At 34.7% G+C, this 14,984-nt stretch carries 11 protein-coding genes; 4 read left to right on the plus strand and 7 right to left on the minus strand.

The genetic code is table 11. The features are described 5' to 3' along the window. The 4 genes from ACIDC4_RS00330 to ACIDC4_RS00345 all read right to left on the minus strand — a co-directional run bounded on the left by ACIDC4_RS00330 (position 1) and on the right by ACIDC4_RS00345 (position 4,360). On the minus strand, positions 1–2,619 hold the full coding sequence (locus tag ACIDC4_RS00330) for a TonB-dependent receptor (RefSeq protein ID WP_412043857.1): 2,619 nt from the start codon (positions 2,617–2,619) through the stop codon (positions 1–3). Positions 2,620–2,719: 100 nt separating this feature from the next. Beyond that, positions 2,720–3,571: a FecR family protein gene (locus tag ACIDC4_RS00335; RefSeq protein WP_412043858.1), complete on the minus strand. Its 852-nt coding sequence runs from the start codon at positions 3,569–3,571 to the stop codon at positions 2,720–2,722. A gap of 11 nt (positions 3,572–3,582) precedes the next feature. Beyond that, positions 3,583–3,792 (minus strand): hypothetical protein, encoded by a 210-nt coding sequence (locus ACIDC4_RS00340; RefSeq protein WP_194614862.1) that lies wholly within the window; start codon positions 3,790–3,792, stop codon positions 3,583–3,585. Between the two features lie 46 nt (positions 3,793–3,838). After that, positions 3,839–4,360 carry an RNA polymerase sigma factor gene (locus ACIDC4_RS00345; RefSeq protein ID WP_412043859.1) on the minus strand — a complete coding sequence of 174 codons (522 nt, stop codon included), beginning with the start codon at positions 4,358–4,360 and terminating at the stop codon, positions 3,839–3,841. A 1,318-nt stretch (positions 4,361–5,678) separates the two neighbouring features. On the opposite strand from ACIDC4_RS00345, the gene ACIDC4_RS00350 reads away from it, so the two are divergent. Genes ACIDC4_RS00350 through ACIDC4_RS00360 form a run of 3 tightly spaced genes read left to right on the plus strand, consistent with a single transcriptional unit; the run spans position 5,679 to position 11,388 of the window. Beyond that, entirely contained in the window at positions 5,679–6,785 is a 1,107-nt protein-coding gene (locus ACIDC4_RS00350; RefSeq protein ID WP_412043860.1) for an efflux RND transporter periplasmic adaptor subunit, read from the plus strand. Positions 6,786–6,813: 28 nt separating this feature from the next. Further along, entirely contained in the window at positions 6,814–9,930 is a 3,117-nt protein-coding gene (locus tag ACIDC4_RS00355; protein WP_412043861.1) for an efflux RND transporter permease subunit, read from the plus strand. 3 nt (positions 9,931–9,933) lie between these two features. Beyond that, positions 9,934–11,388, plus strand: a complete 1,455-nt coding sequence (locus tag ACIDC4_RS00360) for a TolC family protein (RefSeq protein WP_412043862.1) — start codon at positions 9,934–9,936, stop codon at positions 11,386–11,388. A 272-nt stretch (positions 11,389–11,660) separates the two neighbouring features. Here ACIDC4_RS00360 and ACIDC4_RS00365 read toward each other — a convergent pair whose 3' ends face one another. From ACIDC4_RS00365 to msrA, 3 genes are all read right to left on the minus strand, one after another. Beyond that, positions 11,661–12,269: a 5'-methylthioadenosine/S-adenosylhomocysteine nucleosidase family protein gene (locus ACIDC4_RS00365; RefSeq protein ID WP_412043863.1), complete on the minus strand. Its 609-nt coding sequence runs from the start codon at positions 12,267–12,269 to the stop codon at positions 11,661–11,663. A gap of 56 nt (positions 12,270–12,325) precedes the next feature. Beyond that, positions 12,326–13,012 (minus strand): GNAT family protein, encoded by a 687-nt coding sequence (locus ACIDC4_RS00370; RefSeq protein ID WP_412043864.1) that lies wholly within the window; start codon positions 13,010–13,012, stop codon positions 12,326–12,328. A 535-nt stretch (positions 13,013–13,547) separates the two neighbouring features. Beyond that, positions 13,548–14,042, minus strand: a complete 495-nt coding sequence (msrA, locus tag ACIDC4_RS00375) for a peptide-methionine (S)-S-oxide reductase MsrA (RefSeq protein WP_412043865.1) — start codon at positions 14,040–14,042, stop codon at positions 13,548–13,550. Between the two features lie 327 nt (positions 14,043–14,369). Between msrA and ACIDC4_RS00380 the strand changes: the two genes are divergently transcribed. Then, positions 14,370–14,807, plus strand: coding sequence for a hypothetical protein (locus tag ACIDC4_RS00380; RefSeq protein WP_412043866.1), 438 nt, complete (start codon positions 14,370–14,372; stop codon positions 14,805–14,807). Positions 14,808–14,984: the final 177 nt, after the last annotated feature.

Genomic DNA, 14,984 nt, shown 5'->3' on the forward strand with positions numbered 1-14,984 from the left:
TTAAAATTTAAAATTATAAGAAACTCCAGGTACTAAACCATAAATAGACAGCTGTTTGGATTCATTCCCTCCCGTAGTATCATTTTGAGAAAACGTAATCGATGCAGCATTTTGTCTGTTATAAAGATTATAAATACTAAATACCCAGTAGCTTTGCCATCCTTGTTTTTTATCTGGTTTAGGCGTATAAGTTGCGCCAATATCCAGGTGATGATATGCAGGAAGTCTGTCTGAATTTCTCAAGGTATAATTAGGTACATTTCTTCCACCAAATTCATAATAACCGTTTGGGTACGTTACAGGCTGACCTGATTGTAACGTAAAATTAGCATTAAACGACCATTTAGGATTGAATTCGTAATTGGCAGTAATATTCAGATTATGCAATTTGTCGTAACCTGATAAATACCAGCCGCCATTGGCAATACCCGGTTCTTCGGGCGTTCTTCCCGGCGTTCTTTGTTCAGCTTTAGACAAAGTATACGCAACCCATCCTGTAAAACGACCTGTATTTTTTCTGAACAATAACTCCATACCGTATGATCTCGCTTCTCCGTTCAGGATATCCTGTTCGATATTGTTGTTACCCAATAAATTTGCACCATCAATATAATCGATACGGTTTTTTATTTTTTTATAAAATAATTCTCCTTCAAATGAATATTCGCGTTCCTTAAAATTCTTGAAATATCCTACTGCATACTGATCCAGCATTTGCGGTTTTGTAAAAGGTCCGCTTGGTGTCCAGATCGTCATAGGCAACGGAGCGCGGGTATTCGACAACATATGAATGTATTGCGCCATTCTGTTATAACTCGCTTTTACCGAAGTTTCATCATTAAAAGCATAAGACAAAGCCAATCGCGGTTCAAGGTTATCAAACTTACTGATGGTTTTTCCTTTTCCGTAATATTTACTTCCTATTGGATCTGCTTCTTCGTAAATATGATACAACGGATTGTATACTACTGATTGTCCATTTTCATAAGTACTGATAGTTTCTCCGCCTAAACGCAAAAATGTACTGTAGCGAAGACCATAACGAAGATTCAGTTTTTCTGTAACCTGATTTTCGACATCAAGAAAAGCAGAAGTCTCTAAAGCATATTTTTTATCTAACTGACTGTAATTAAACTGCGAATCGACACCATAAGGCTGTACAGTTCCCGGATTAAAATCATAATACAAACCATCGATACCATAATTCAGTTTAAAATTGTCTGATATCGTGTGATTCCAATTGTATTTAAGTCCGTAGTTGGTAATTTTACTATCCCATTCAAATTTTTGAAAAGGTATTTGAAGATTAAATTTATAATCACTGTAAAAAACAGAAAGGTTCGTATTTAGATTGTCCGAAAATTTATGTTTCCAGCTAACCGTTCCCATAGTATTACCATAAGTACTGGCAAAAAAGTTATTAATATCAAATAAATCATTTCCCATATAACCGGAAAAAGCAATTGTATTATTGGCTCCCAAACGATAATTAAGCTTAGCATTAATATCATAAAACATTACAGAACTCTTGATGTCAGTAAGTTTTAAAAATAAATGCGCATAAGAAGCACGTCCTGCAATAATAAACGAACCCACATCTTTTTTTAGAGGACCCTGCACTAAAAGTCTACTTGAGATAAGACCAATACCTCCATTTACTTTATAATCATTAAGGTCTCCGGTTTGCTGAGTTACATCAAGAACTGATGAAACACGTCCTCCAAATTTAGAAGGAATTCCTCCTTTGTATAAATCTAATCCGTTTACAATATCTGCATTAAAAATAGAAAAGAAACCAAACATATGAGAATCTCCATATACCGGAGCCCCATCCAAAAGAATCAAATTCTGGTCAGCGGCACCACCACGAACATTAAACCCTGATGAAGCTTCGCCGGCATTGGTAACACCCGGCAAAGTCAATAATGATTTTAAAGGATCCGGCTCGCCCATCGCAGTCGGAAGTCTTTTGATCTCGGCCATCGAAAGTTTATTCACACTCATTTGGGTATTCTTTACATCAACTGCCTTGCTTGTTGTAATGACCACCTGCTCTAATTGCTGACTGTCTGATTCCATGTTAAATTTCATTCTTTCATCATCAGAAATCGTAATACGCTTTTCTTTATTTTTCAAACCCACATAACTAATCTCAACAGTATAACTGCCGTTGTCTAGTTCTATAGAAAAATACCCATTTGCATCAGTTGTAGCACCAGTACCAGCTTCTCTTACATAAACATTAGCACCAATAACCGGCTCTCTGTTATCGTCAAGAACCTGACCGGTTAGCTTGTTTTTTTTTTTAGCTGAAGCTGATTTCGTCGTTTTTTGCTTTACGAAAATATTATTGCCTACGATCGAAAATTGAATTGATGCACTCTTATTCAGTTCGTTGATCAATTCTTTTATATCGGTATTGGTAAACGTACGTTTTTGGGTAAAATATTTTTGACTTGTATTAATTTGATCTGTAAAGGCAAATTTAAAATCGGTTTGATTTTCTATCTGCTTAAAAAATTCTTTTAATGTTACAGTCTGGTCTACCGTTACGGTTACGTTTTGGGAAAACATACACCAACTGAATAAAAAAAAGCATGCTGAAATTATATGCTTCATGAAATTTTGTATTTTTGAATATTATTAAATAGGATAGCTTCATACTATCTTGACAATGAGGAGGATGTTTAGTTTCGCGGCTAGTGCATCCTTTTCTTTTCTATTGAAAAGTAATCTGTTTTAAATCTTCATTTATTTCAAAGTTTAGGTTATACATTTCTGATAGTAATTCGAGAATCGTTTTTAATTCTTCTTTTTTATTGATGCGTACTGTAATCTTCTGATTCGTATATTCTGCCGGAAGTATTACTTTGTAGCCATAATTCGACTCAATATAAGAAGCAACATCAGTTAGTTTTTGATCATCAAAATCCTTAAATCTTTCAAAATCAACTATAGAAACGGTTTCGTTTCCGTAGGTAAATTTTTCGCCTGGTTTCAGGATCCACTTCTTGTCCTGATTTTTTACATTCATTTGTACACTTCCTTCGTAAAGGGCAACCTCTACTCTATTTTTGTTGTATCCTGTAACTGTAAAAGAGGTTCCTAAAACTGTAGTTGTCGTTTCGTTGCAAACTACCTGAAAAGGATGTTTTTTATCTTTTTTTACTTTAAAATACGCTTCTCCAAAAACTTCCAGTTTTCTGTTTACAGCAAAATTATCAGCATAAACAATTTTAGAATTCGGACTCAACTCTACTCTTGAACTATCCGGTAAGGCAATAATTTTGATGATCGAAGTTGTATTTTCGATCGTATTTCCGGCCACATTTAAACTCGTACTGTTTATTAAAGAAGGACCATTAAAATAAATTCCAGTTCCTATCAAAATAAAAAGTAAAATCGCTGCCGCTGCTGCATAATGACGCCACGAGTTATTTTTCTTCTTTTTTGAAGGAAAGGCTTTCGATTGAAATTCTGCCCACGAAGCCTCTTTCTCACTATCAGAATGTGAAATGGGGGTTTCGTCCCAGATTTTTTTTAATTCTTCTTCTAATTTTTTTTCATCCATTGCTTGGGGCGTTATATTTTTTGACAATAAAATCCTTGTTTATTAAAAACACCGTAAACCATTTCCTTGATATCCCTGTTGGTTTCGATTCTTAGAATATGATTATTATTTTCTAAGTCGAATTTCATGATACAATCAGAAATGATAAACTGCAGAAGCACTACAATAAAGCTTGCATCTTCTTTGGTTGTAACATCTGTTTTATAAGATTCGATATGCATTTTATGTTTCCGTTTAATAGTATAACAAACGAGAACACAAAAGTTCCTAATGCTCTTCGATTTTTTTTCGAATAAATTTACTGGCAAGATAAATATGATTGGCAATTGTCTTTTCAGAAAGGTCTGTAATTGCCGCAATCTCCTTATAGCTAAGGTTTTCCAGTTTATGTAAAGTAAATATTTTTTGTTGCTGTTCCGGAAGAAGATTGATGAAATTATGTAGTTTTTCTCTCCTTTCTTCAAAAATTATGGTTTCTGTATCCTCAGGTTCCATTTTTTCGAACTCAGGATCAAGCTGAATTATTCTGTTTTCCCTGTTAACATGATTGAGAATGATATTCTTGCAGATTGTAAACAATTGTTTATCGAATAAAACCTCTTCGTTTAGTAATTCTCTTTTGTTGTACAATCTTAAAAAAGTTTCCTGAACAAAATCCTGCGGAGTCAGCACTGTAAAATCGAAACGTCTGGCAATGTTTATCAGTTTATCATAATAAGTCAGGTAAACTTCTTTGAAAGAAGCCTCATTACCTTTTTTTAAACTTAATATAAACTTCCTGTTGTCCATAAACGTAAATACGATGATTAATCTTAACTTAAAATACCTGATAATATTGTGCTTTCAGTTGGTCGCTAAGACTTGGATTTCGTTACTTTTTTTTGATAAAAACTTTAATTGGCAAAGAACAGAAATTTAATTAATCTTCGTAAACTTTTTTAAGAATTTTAGTTTCCCAATTATAAAAGAATAATTTTAGTGCTTTTATTACGCATTAAAACCCATCCAGAAAATCCTAAATAAAATTGATGTTTAGAGAAAATCAACTTCCCCAATTCTTTTTATGTAAGTTTATTCTTTTATTTACATTATTTGGCCTGCTATTTATTTTTAAAATGAACTTTTAAATCGAAAAAACCTGCGCTATCACTCCTCTTTTACCAATTTATTCCAGAATTGGATAATAGTTTTGCTGCATAATTTATTATCCTGTTTTTTTTAGTTTTTCGATAGCGCTTCTTCAAATTTCAAATGCTAATATCTGATTTAAGATCAAATATTTACTGTTTTTTTTCTAAAGATTTAAAGCGAACCCTAAGTAGAATTCTTAAATCAATACGGGATCTTAAAATTAGAATCAGACTAATAATTATCTTCCATTCAATGTTATTAAAACTTAAATTTTTACCGTTTTTAGAAAAAATTAAGAATTGCTTATTTTTCAAATTAGTATATTTGGCGCACCATCAAATTTATTTCCTGTCTTTTTTAATGAATCCTTTCAGGGGTCGCAGAATATTGTTCATGAAACACTTTAAGTTTTTTTGTCTTGTTTTATTACTCTCGCTTTCTTTTATAAGAAGCACAGAGCCTAATAGATATCAGCCAGAACTTATTGATTCTTGTACTCTGGATACTGTTTCTGCCGATGAAATTCCGTATTTTCTATCTTCAGATTTTTCATTATCTAAAAATCTGGAAATTCATTTCATAGTAAAAAATAAAATAAAACACAGGGCTACAACTTCAGATAGCACGATACTAAAAACGCCTTTTTTTTCTAAGCTTTTACATTTTAAAATTTTAGTAAATAAACTAATTTACAGTGTCACTACGTTTTATCAAATTCAGTGTCATAGTCACCTGCACTTATACCAACTTTTCTAGATTTTAATTTATTTTTTGATGTAAAGAACTGCTGTTCGATTGTCTTTTATTTTTTATAAAGGGCACATTACTTATAAAAATATTTCTCAAAAAACACGGCACAGCTCTTAGGGCTTCTGCCGGCACATCCATTATTTTCCAAACATATTTCCTTGTCTTCCTGTCTATTAATGATCAGGGAGAGAACCTATTTATACACTATTTTTTTTAAAAATTAATCATGAAAATTAAAAACAGTTCATTTTTTATCGCCATTTTATCGCTATTCGTTTTAGTCTCGTGTGGAGATAAAACCCAAAAGAATTCAAACAAAGTAAAAACATTTCCTGTTTATAAGGTAACTTCAAAAGATACCATAGTTTCCAATCGGTTTGTTGCCGATGTGCATGCCAAAAACAATGTAGAAATTCACGTTCGTATTCCCGGATTACTCGACAAAGTATATGTAAGCGAAGGCCAAAAAGTAAAAAAAGGCCAGCTTTTATTTAAAATAAGCGATGTAGAACTTCAAATACAACTCTTAAAAGCCCAGGCTGTTTACAAAAGCAGTATGGCCGATTTAAGAATCGCAACCGTAGAGCTGGAACAAGCTCAAACACTTTTCAATAAAAAAGTAATTGCCGATAAAGAATTAGAATTATCTAAGGCAAAACATGATGCGGCTTCTGCTAAAGTAGCTCACGCTTCCGCGGAAAAAAAAGCGATCAATCAGCAGATTATTTTTACCACGATACGTGCGCCGTTTGATGGTACAGTTGACCGAATTCCGTTTAAAGAAGGAAGTCTGGTCGAAAACGGATCGCTGCTTACAACGGTGTCGCAGTTAGACGATGTATATGCCTATTTCTCTATACCTGAAAATACTTATTTCCAGATGATGGAAGACAAAACCCTTCATACACAAGGCGATATTAAACTAGTATTACCAAATGGAATGGTTTACGACCAAAAAGGAGAATTAAAAACTGCCGATGGAGATATCGACAGACAAACAGGATCTATTCAATATAAAGCTAAGTTTCATAATCCGCAAGGTTTTATCAAGCATGGTACATCAGGAAAACTTATTATTTCTGAACCAAGAACGAATGTGATCGTAATTCCGCAAAAAGCCGTTTTTTCTATTCAGGACAAACAATTTGTATTTGTTGTGAATAAAGAAGGGATTATTAAAATGACAAACGTAACCATTGGGAGTACTCTTGATGATGTATATATTTTAAATAAAGGTTTAAAAAACAATGATTTAATTGTTCAGGAAGGAATTCAATCCTTACGAGATGGCGATAAAATCAACATTCAACAAACTCAAAGTGTAAACCTGTAATTATTATACATCATAAAAAGATTTCAAAATGATCGAAATGTTTATTAAAAGAAAAATATTATCATTAATCATCTCGGTTATGATAGTACTGCTTGGAATATTAGCTTTATTCCAGCTTCCTATAACTCAATTTCCTGATATTGTTCCGCCTTCTGTAACTGTAACGGCTAAATATACAGGAGCAAATGCCGAAGTTTCTGCCGATGCCGTGGCGCTTCCGTTAGAACGTGCCATAAACGGTGTACCGGGAATGACGTATATGTCGACCGTAACTTCGAATGATGGTTTAACACTTATTCAGGTATTTTTTGAAGTAGGAACCGATCCTGATTTAGCGGCCGTAAACGTGCAGAACCGTGTAACGACCATACTCGACGAACTTCCTGAAGAGGTAATCAGGGCCGGAGTTACCACAGAAAAAGAGGTAAACAGTATGTTGATGTACCTGAATATTACCAGTACAGATGAAACTCAGGATGAACAATTTATCTTCAATTTTACTGATATTAATATTCTACAGGAACTAAAACGTATTGATGGTGTTGGCCGTGCCGAAATCATGGGGCAGAAAGAATATTCGATGCGTGTATGGCTGGATCCTCAAAAAATGCTTTCGTATAATATTTCGGCAAATGAGGTTATTGGTTCACTTCAAAAACAAAACATTTCTGCTGCTCCGGGTAAAGTTGGTGAAGGATCAGGACAATTAAACAATGAACTTCAATACGTTATAAAATACGGCGGGAAATTTTTCGAGCCTAAACAATATGAAGAGATTCCGCTTAGAGCAAATTCTGACGGAACAATTTTAAGATTAAAAGATATTTCGAATATTGAATTCGGTTCGATGAGTTACGGAATGGTTTCTAAAACCGACGGAAAACCCTCAGCTTCCATCATGTTGAAACAACGTCCGGGTTCGAATGCATCTGAAGTTATTGCCAGCGTAAAAGAAAAAATGGCCGAACTTAAAGGTACTTCTTTTCCTCCGGGAATGAATTTTAACATTGCATATGATGTATCCCGTTTTCTTGATGCCTCCATCGATGAAGTTATAAAAACGCTAATCGAAGCCTTTATTCTGGTTGCTTTTGTTGTTTTCATTTTTCTTCAGGATTGGCGTTCTACTTTAATTCCTGTTCTCGCTGTGCCTGTAGCACTTATTGGTTCGTTTACCTTTATGTCGATGATGGGATTCTCTATCAACTTGCTAACGCTTTTTGCTTTGGTTCTTTCTATCGGAATTGTGGTCGATAACGCGATTGTCGTCGTCGAGGCCGTGCACGTAAAAATTTCCGAAGAACATATGGATCCGCTGCCCGCGACCATTAGCGCTATGAAAGAAATTACCGGAGCCGTTATTGCCATTACCATTGTTATGGCTGCCGTATTTATTCCCGTAGCTTTCCTGAGCGGTCCGGTTGGGGTTTTCTATAGGCAATTCTCCTTAACTATGGCGATTAGTATTGTTATTTCAGGTATTAACGCTCTTACACTTACACCGGCTTTATGCGCCATTATGCTTAAGGCGCATGATCCTAATAAAAAGAAAACTTCTTTACTGGATCGCTTTTTTAACCGATTCAACAAATGGTTTGACAACATTACCTCACGATACATTAAAGTACTTGTAAAATTTGCAGATCGTACGGTAGTTACCGTTGGTTTACTGGTTTTGTTTTGTTTCTTAACCTGGGGAACAAGCAAGTTTTTACCTTCCGGATTTATTCCTTCTGAAGATCAGGGAATGGTGTATGTAAATGTAACGACACCTCAGGGAGCAACGGTAGAACGTACCGAAAAAGCGCTTGATGAAGTAACCCGACTTGCCAAAGGAATAAAGGGTGTCGACAACGTTACTACACTTGCGGGATACAGCATTGTAACTGAAATCGCCGGAGCTTCTTACGGAATGGGAATGATTAATTTGAAAGACTGGAAGGAACGTGATATTTCTGTGAATGAATTTATTGCGCTACTAACTGAGAAAACAAAAGGCATTACAGATGCACAGATCGAAATTTTTGCTCCGCCAACAGTTCCGGGATTTGGAAATACGAGCGGTTTTGAAATGCGTTTACTGGATAAATCCGGAGGAACGATAAGCAATACAGATGAAGTCACTAAAAACTTTATAAAAGAGTTAAATGCTTCGCCTGAAATCCAGAATTCGTTTACCAGTTTCGATGCGACTTTTCCTCAATATCTAATTCATGTTGATTATGATCTGGCCGCCAAAAAAGGAATTTCAGTAGATAATGCCATGGCAACTTTGCAGACGATGCTGGGTTCATTTTATGCGACCAACTTTATTCGTTTTTCTCAAATGTACAAAGTAATGGTTCAGGCCAGTCCGCAGTTTAGAAAAAATCCGGAAAGTATCCTCGATATGTATCTAAAAAATGATGCCGGCGAAATGGTTCCGTTTTCTACCTTCATAAAACTGGAACGTGTGTATGGTCCGGAGGTTCTAACGCGATATAATATGTACATGTCGGCGATGATCAACGGTGAACCTGCCGAAGGTTATAGTTCAGGAGAAGCCATTGCAGCAGTTGAGAAAATTGCAGCAGAAAAACTCCCGAGCCGTTTTGAACTGCAATGGTCTGGTATGACACGCGAGGAAATCCTGTCCGGAAATCAAACCATCTACATTTTTGCTTTATGTATTTTGTTTGTTTATCTGCTTCTTGCCGCGCAGTACGAAAGTTTATTATTGCCGTTTCCGGTACTTTTAAGTTTGCCGGTAGGAGTATTTGGTTCTTATCTCGCGCTTTTAATGGTTGGTTTAGATAACAACATTTATGCTCAGGTCGCACTCGTCATGCTGATTGGTCTGCTCGCCAAAAATGCCATTTTAATTGTCGAATTTGCCATGGCTCAAAATAAGTTAGGACGCGAAATTACCCAGGCAGCAATCGAAGGAGCGAGACTTCGTTTCAGGCCAATTCTTATGACCTCATTTGCTTTTATATCCGGATTGATTCCGTTGTGTATTGCAACCGGAGCCGGAGCTGTTGGTAACCGTTCTATTGGTACCGCGGCCGCCGGAGGAATGCTTATAGGAACCGTTTTTGGACTGGTAATAATTCCGGGACTTTACATCTTGTTTGCCAAATTAGAAAAAGCAATGAATAAAAAATAAAACATGAAACAACAAATAAATCGATATATAATCTTTGGCGGTGTTTTGCTTCTTACAGCTTGCTCCGCTCCAAAAATCAATGATAATCTGGCAGCGAAACAGCTGCCGGAAAATTTTGACCTGAAAAGAAAAAAAGCAACTGATAGTCTGCAAAATTTTATTCCTTTAAAAACAGAAACGTATTTTAAAGATGCCAAACTGGAAAATCTTTTAAAGAAAGCTATTGCTCAAAATCCTGATTATTTAATTGTGCAGGAAAGGATTTTAATTGCTAATTCTCACCTAAAAGTAGCAAAACTGGCTTTGCTCCCATCTTTAGATCTTGTTGCAGATGTCTCTGGAACACATTACGGGAAATATACTATGGATGGTGTAGGGAATTTTGATACCAATTTTTCCCAAAACATTAATGAAAAACAAAGGATAAATGAAAGTGTTTCTCCTAACCTTTTTTTAGGTGGAAAAGTTTCCTGGGAAGCTGATATCTGGGGAAAACTGAGCAATCGTAAAAAAGCCGCTCGCGAACGTTTTTTTGCTTCTCAACAAGGAATGCGTTTACTGCAAACCCGATTGTTAAGTGATGTTGCCGATTTGTATTATAAACTAATTGCGCTGGACAAACAGGCTGAGATTTACAAAAAGAACCTTAAAACGCAGCAGAAAGCGCTTGATATTATTTCGGCGCAGCGATCTGTGGGTAAAGCGACAGAATTGGCTGTTCAGCAGTTTAATGCACAGAACAATAATATTTTGGCGGAAGCCGAACAACTTAATTTAAGTATTGATCAAACCGAAAAAGCGTTATTAAATCTTTTAGGAGAATACGGCGGAAAAATCGAAAGAAGTGCTGATTTCCTTTCCGGTCATCTGGAGGTTTTAAATCAAAAAATAAGCGTAGATTCCATCATTCATAAAAGACCGGATGTCGCTGAAGCCTATCATGAACTGCGTGCCACAAATGCTGATGCAAAAGCAGCACGTGCGGCTTTCTTCCCGACTTTAAATTTGGGAGGTTATGCTGGTTTTAATTCGTTTTCTTTCTCCACTTTTTTTGATAGCGGATCGTTTGCCTGGCAATTGCTTGGCGGTTTAACAGCTCCGGTATTTAATAAAGGTCAGATTAAACAGGAGTTTTTTGTATCTAATAGAAGACAGCAAATTTCTTTTCTGCAATATCAAAATACAATTACAACAGCGTATAATGAGCTGAGTGCTTTACTGCACAGAACAGAATCTTTTGTTGGAGTTTTAAAATACAAATCGAAGGAAATTGAACATCTCGAAATTGCCGTAAACGTTTCGAATGATTTGTATTTGAGCGGTTATGCCAATTACCTGGAAATCATTAATGCTCAAAAAAATAAACTGCAGGCCGAACTGGATTTTGTTGACATTCAATTAAAAAATGCAGAGTCACAGGTTTTATTGTACAAAGCTTTAGGAGGTGGAATAAACTAATCTTAAAGTAACTAATTGGTCGTAAACTTTTGAATTAGTACATAAAAACTGCAGTTATAAGAGGCTGTCTGAAATCTATTCAGGCAGCCTTTTTTTATTGTAAAGTCCCAGGGGCAAAGTTTTATTCTGCCACAGATTATGGGATTAAAATGATTTTGAAAAATACACTGATATCACTCTCGCAGATTTGGCAGATTTAGCAGATTTTTTTTGTCAGACTTTATCAAAAAATCTGCTGAATCTGCGAGAGAAAAAATCTTATTCATTATTCTCTAAGAATTCGCTGCAGCTTCGTTTATATTCAATTTTAAAATACTGCCATAAGCAACAGCGGCTTTATGAACCTGAACACTCCAGTCTTCGGCTGCATTATCATCGGCGCCATCGGATATGTATTTTAAACACAAAAACGGAATATTTTCTTTCATAGCAATCATAGCCAACGCGTAAGATTCCATATCTACGACATCATAAATCGTTTCAGAATGCTGCATTTCGAAACTATCTCCTGTACCGCAAATACCTACAGGCAGTCCGTTCATTTCCAGACCATATTCTAAAACTGGCGGCAAACCGGACAAAGGTGTTTCGTACAGAGCAAAACCCAATCCTCTAACATCCATATCTCTTTGAACAAATTTTGTACAGCAAACTACATCACCTTTCTTAAAATGAGTACTTCCCGCCGAACCCAGATTTACAATTACCGAAGGTCTTTTTAATTGTATCGCTTTAGTTAATTCGTAGGCAGCATTGACTTTTCCAATTCCGGTAATAAGTGCCGTATGATCTTTAAACACTTCGGCTGCTTCAGAAGCCAGGGCAAATGTAAAAAGCACCTCTTTGAATGCGTATGCATATTTTTCGTTAATCTTTATCATAAAAATTGAAGTATTTTTTATGTTGCAAATATCGGGTATTATTTACTTCTATATTTTCAAAATGATTTGATTTTTTTTATTTTAATATTTAAGGATTCGTTATGTTTAGGATCGTAAAGCATGGCTGTACACAAACAGTTTTTTCTTTCTTTACTCAGTAATATGGGGCAATTGACACAGGATTTACAATTCTCCCAGAAAACCTCATCGGTCGTTAATTCTGAATATGTGACGGGTTCGAAACCCAATTCATGATTCATTTTCATAACGGCCAAACCAGTCGTCAGACTGAATATTTTTGCATCAGGATATTTTTGACGGCTCAATTCGAAGATTTTTCTTTTAATTGTTTTTGCTAAACCTGTGTGTCTGAATTCAGGTGCTACAATTAATCCGGAATTAGAAACATATCGTCCATCTTCCCAGGAAGATATAAAAGAGAATCCTGCCCATTTTCCCTCTTGTGTAAAAGCGATAATAGCTTCGCCTTTTTTTATTTTTGATTCCAGCAATTCACGAGAACGGCCTGAAATACCCGTTCCGCGGGCTATGGCAGATGATAATGTGACGTCGCAAATTTCTTTTGTCCAAAAAACATGTTTGGCGTTGGCGACTTCAACCGTAAAATTCGGTATTTCTTCAGCAATCTGACTATTGTGTAATATGATTTGTTTGTTGGGGAACGGATCAGGTTCCGGAAAATCTTTGCCGAAAAAATCTATGGTACGTTGTAGGGTTTTCATATGTAGTTTGATGTATTCCCTATTTTATTAATACTACAATCTATTATGCATTTGGAAATACGAAACAGAATTTTCAATTAATATACCAATTCTCTAAAGTCTCTTTTATTTCAATTATTAAAACCAATATATCAACAACTTAAGCGCAAAACATAAAAATCTGATCAAATGATATTCCTATCAAAATGATATGATTTTATCATTCTGATATTAATTCAAAAAACTATGGAGAAAAAAAATTACCACAGAGAACACTAAGTTTTTTTTATCTTTCTCTTTTATAAAAAACACAAAGTTCACAAAGCTACATGTTGAATTAGCTTTGTGAACTTTGTGTTTTTAAAAGTATCCTTAGATAAAAATCTTTGTATTCTCTGTGGTAAAAAATAGTTAATGAGTTTATTTTTTTTCTCAACAACATTTAATGTCTATCCTATATAAGATAAGATCATTAAATCTTTAGCATAAAAAAACCTCTAAAATCAATGACTTTAGAGGTTTCTATTTTTAACGTTTCAACGAATCTTCGTAACAATTATAAAAACGAAGTATTAAATCGTTCAAAATGACAAGTATATCCATTTGGATTTTTGACCAGATAATCCTGATGATAATCTTCGGCAACCCAAAACTTACTAATCGGTTCCAATGTCGTAACCACTTTTCCCGGCCATTTCTTAGAATCATCAACAAGCTGAATCACTTCTTTTGCAGCCTCTTCCTCTTCTTCATTCTGAATAAATATAGCCGACCTGTAACTTGATCCTTTGTCATTACCCTGCCTGTCGACTGTTGTTGGATCGTGCATTCTGAAAAAGTAATCTAACAATTCCTTAAAAGATGTTGTATTGGCATCATACGTAATCTCCATTCCTTCTGCATGTCCGGGATGATTTTGATAAGTGGGATTATCATTTTCCCCGCCAATGTAACCCACTTCAGTATCGATTACACCTGGACGAACACGAAAAAGGTCTTCCATACCCCAAAAACATCCTCCGGCTATATACGCTTTCTTTAAATTTTCCATACTATTTGTTTTTAAAAATCATTTTAAAACTTAAGATTTCGTTAGATTTGGTTCTTAAGTTTTATTGAATCAATGCATTGATAACGGGTAAATAAATTACTTTTTACAATGTTTAATTTTCTTTAGTTCTCTATCAAAGATAATGGATTATTTGTTGATTGTATATAGAAGCAATGATATTTTAAGGTATAAAATATAATAGAATCAGATCATTTAAAAACTCATCTTAAAAAGAAATTATATTAAATTTGAAAATATTGCTTTCCGTTCACTAGCAAGATGCTCGCGCCAGAGTGAACGTTAATATAATTATACAACCTAGAGAAAATGTACCAAAAACACCGACAGTTGCGCCTGCTAATACTATTTTTTTTAATTATTACCTTTAATTCTTGCAGTAGCAAATATCAGGGTACTTTTGAAGTAATAAAATATCATCTGTCTGAAAACAAATGGCCTTGCATTGTTAAATTTGAAGATAAAAATTATTTTGTAATTGATTATATTAGAAAATACTATGATGGGAAATTGATTGCTTATCAAGGTTGCGCATCAGAAGGTCTTTATACAGATGACTTTGAAAAAAATGAAAAATATTCAAAGGAAGATGAAGAAGTTAAACAACTATTAATATCAAAGACACGGAATCAGATTACTTTTTTTAATAAAATCTACAATATTCAAAGGGTAAATAAAGATAGTATTTATGTTAAATTAATCGATAAGGATGAGTATTATATTTTTATAGGTAATATTCCTGAATAAAATAAAAAAACAACTTTGTGAACCAATGCCAAAAGAATATCTAATAATTAAATAACATCAATGTATCATATAGTAATTTGTGAAATGGCACGTGGATAACACAGATTCGCTATCGCGAAAACAAGGATTGTTGCGGATTTTTAATGGTAAGTTTTGATTACGCAATCTTGTCATCGG

This window comes from Flavobacterium sp. C3NV, from assembly GCF_046825355.2.
Lineage (GTDB): Bacteria > Bacteroidota > Bacteroidia > Flavobacteriales > Flavobacteriaceae > Flavobacterium.

Excerpts from the sequence above, each read along its gene's own strand:
- ACIDC4_RS00370 (WP_412043864.1), bottom strand. The coding sequence starts at position 13,012 with ATGAAAACCCTACAACGTACCATAGATTTTTTCGGCAAAGATTTTCCG.
- ACIDC4_RS00350 (WP_412043860.1), top strand. The coding sequence starts at position 5,679 with ATGAAAATTAAAAACAGTTCATTTTTTATCGCCATTTTATCGCTATTC.
- ACIDC4_RS00345 (WP_412043859.1), bottom strand. The coding sequence starts at position 4,360 with ATGGACAACAGGAAGTTTATATTAAGTTTAAAAAAAGGTAATGAGGCT.
- ACIDC4_RS00380 (WP_412043866.1), top strand. The coding sequence starts at position 14,370 with ATGTACCAAAAACACCGACAGTTGCGCCTGCTAATACTATTTTTTTTA.
- ACIDC4_RS00335 (WP_412043858.1), bottom strand. The coding sequence starts at position 3,571 with ATGGATGAAAAAAAATTAGAAGAAGAATTAAAAAAAATCTGGGACGAA.
- ACIDC4_RS00330 (WP_412043857.1), bottom strand. The coding sequence starts at position 2,619 with ATGAAGCATATAATTTCAGCATGCTTTTTTTTATTCAGTTGGTGTATG.
- ACIDC4_RS00340 (WP_194614862.1), bottom strand. The coding sequence starts at position 3,792 with ATGCATATCGAATCTTATAAAACAGATGTTACAACCAAAGAAGATGCA.
- ACIDC4_RS00355 (WP_412043861.1), top strand. The coding sequence starts at position 6,814 with ATGATCGAAATGTTTATTAAAAGAAAAATATTATCATTAATCATCTCG.
- ACIDC4_RS00360 (WP_412043862.1), top strand. The coding sequence starts at position 9,934 with ATGAAACAACAAATAAATCGATATATAATCTTTGGCGGTGTTTTGCTT.
- msrA (WP_412043865.1), bottom strand. The coding sequence starts at position 14,042 with ATGGAAAATTTAAAGAAAGCGTATATAGCCGGAGGATGTTTTTGGGGT.
- ACIDC4_RS00365 (WP_412043863.1), bottom strand. The coding sequence starts at position 12,269 with ATGATAAAGATTAACGAAAAATATGCATACGCATTCAAAGAGGTGCTT.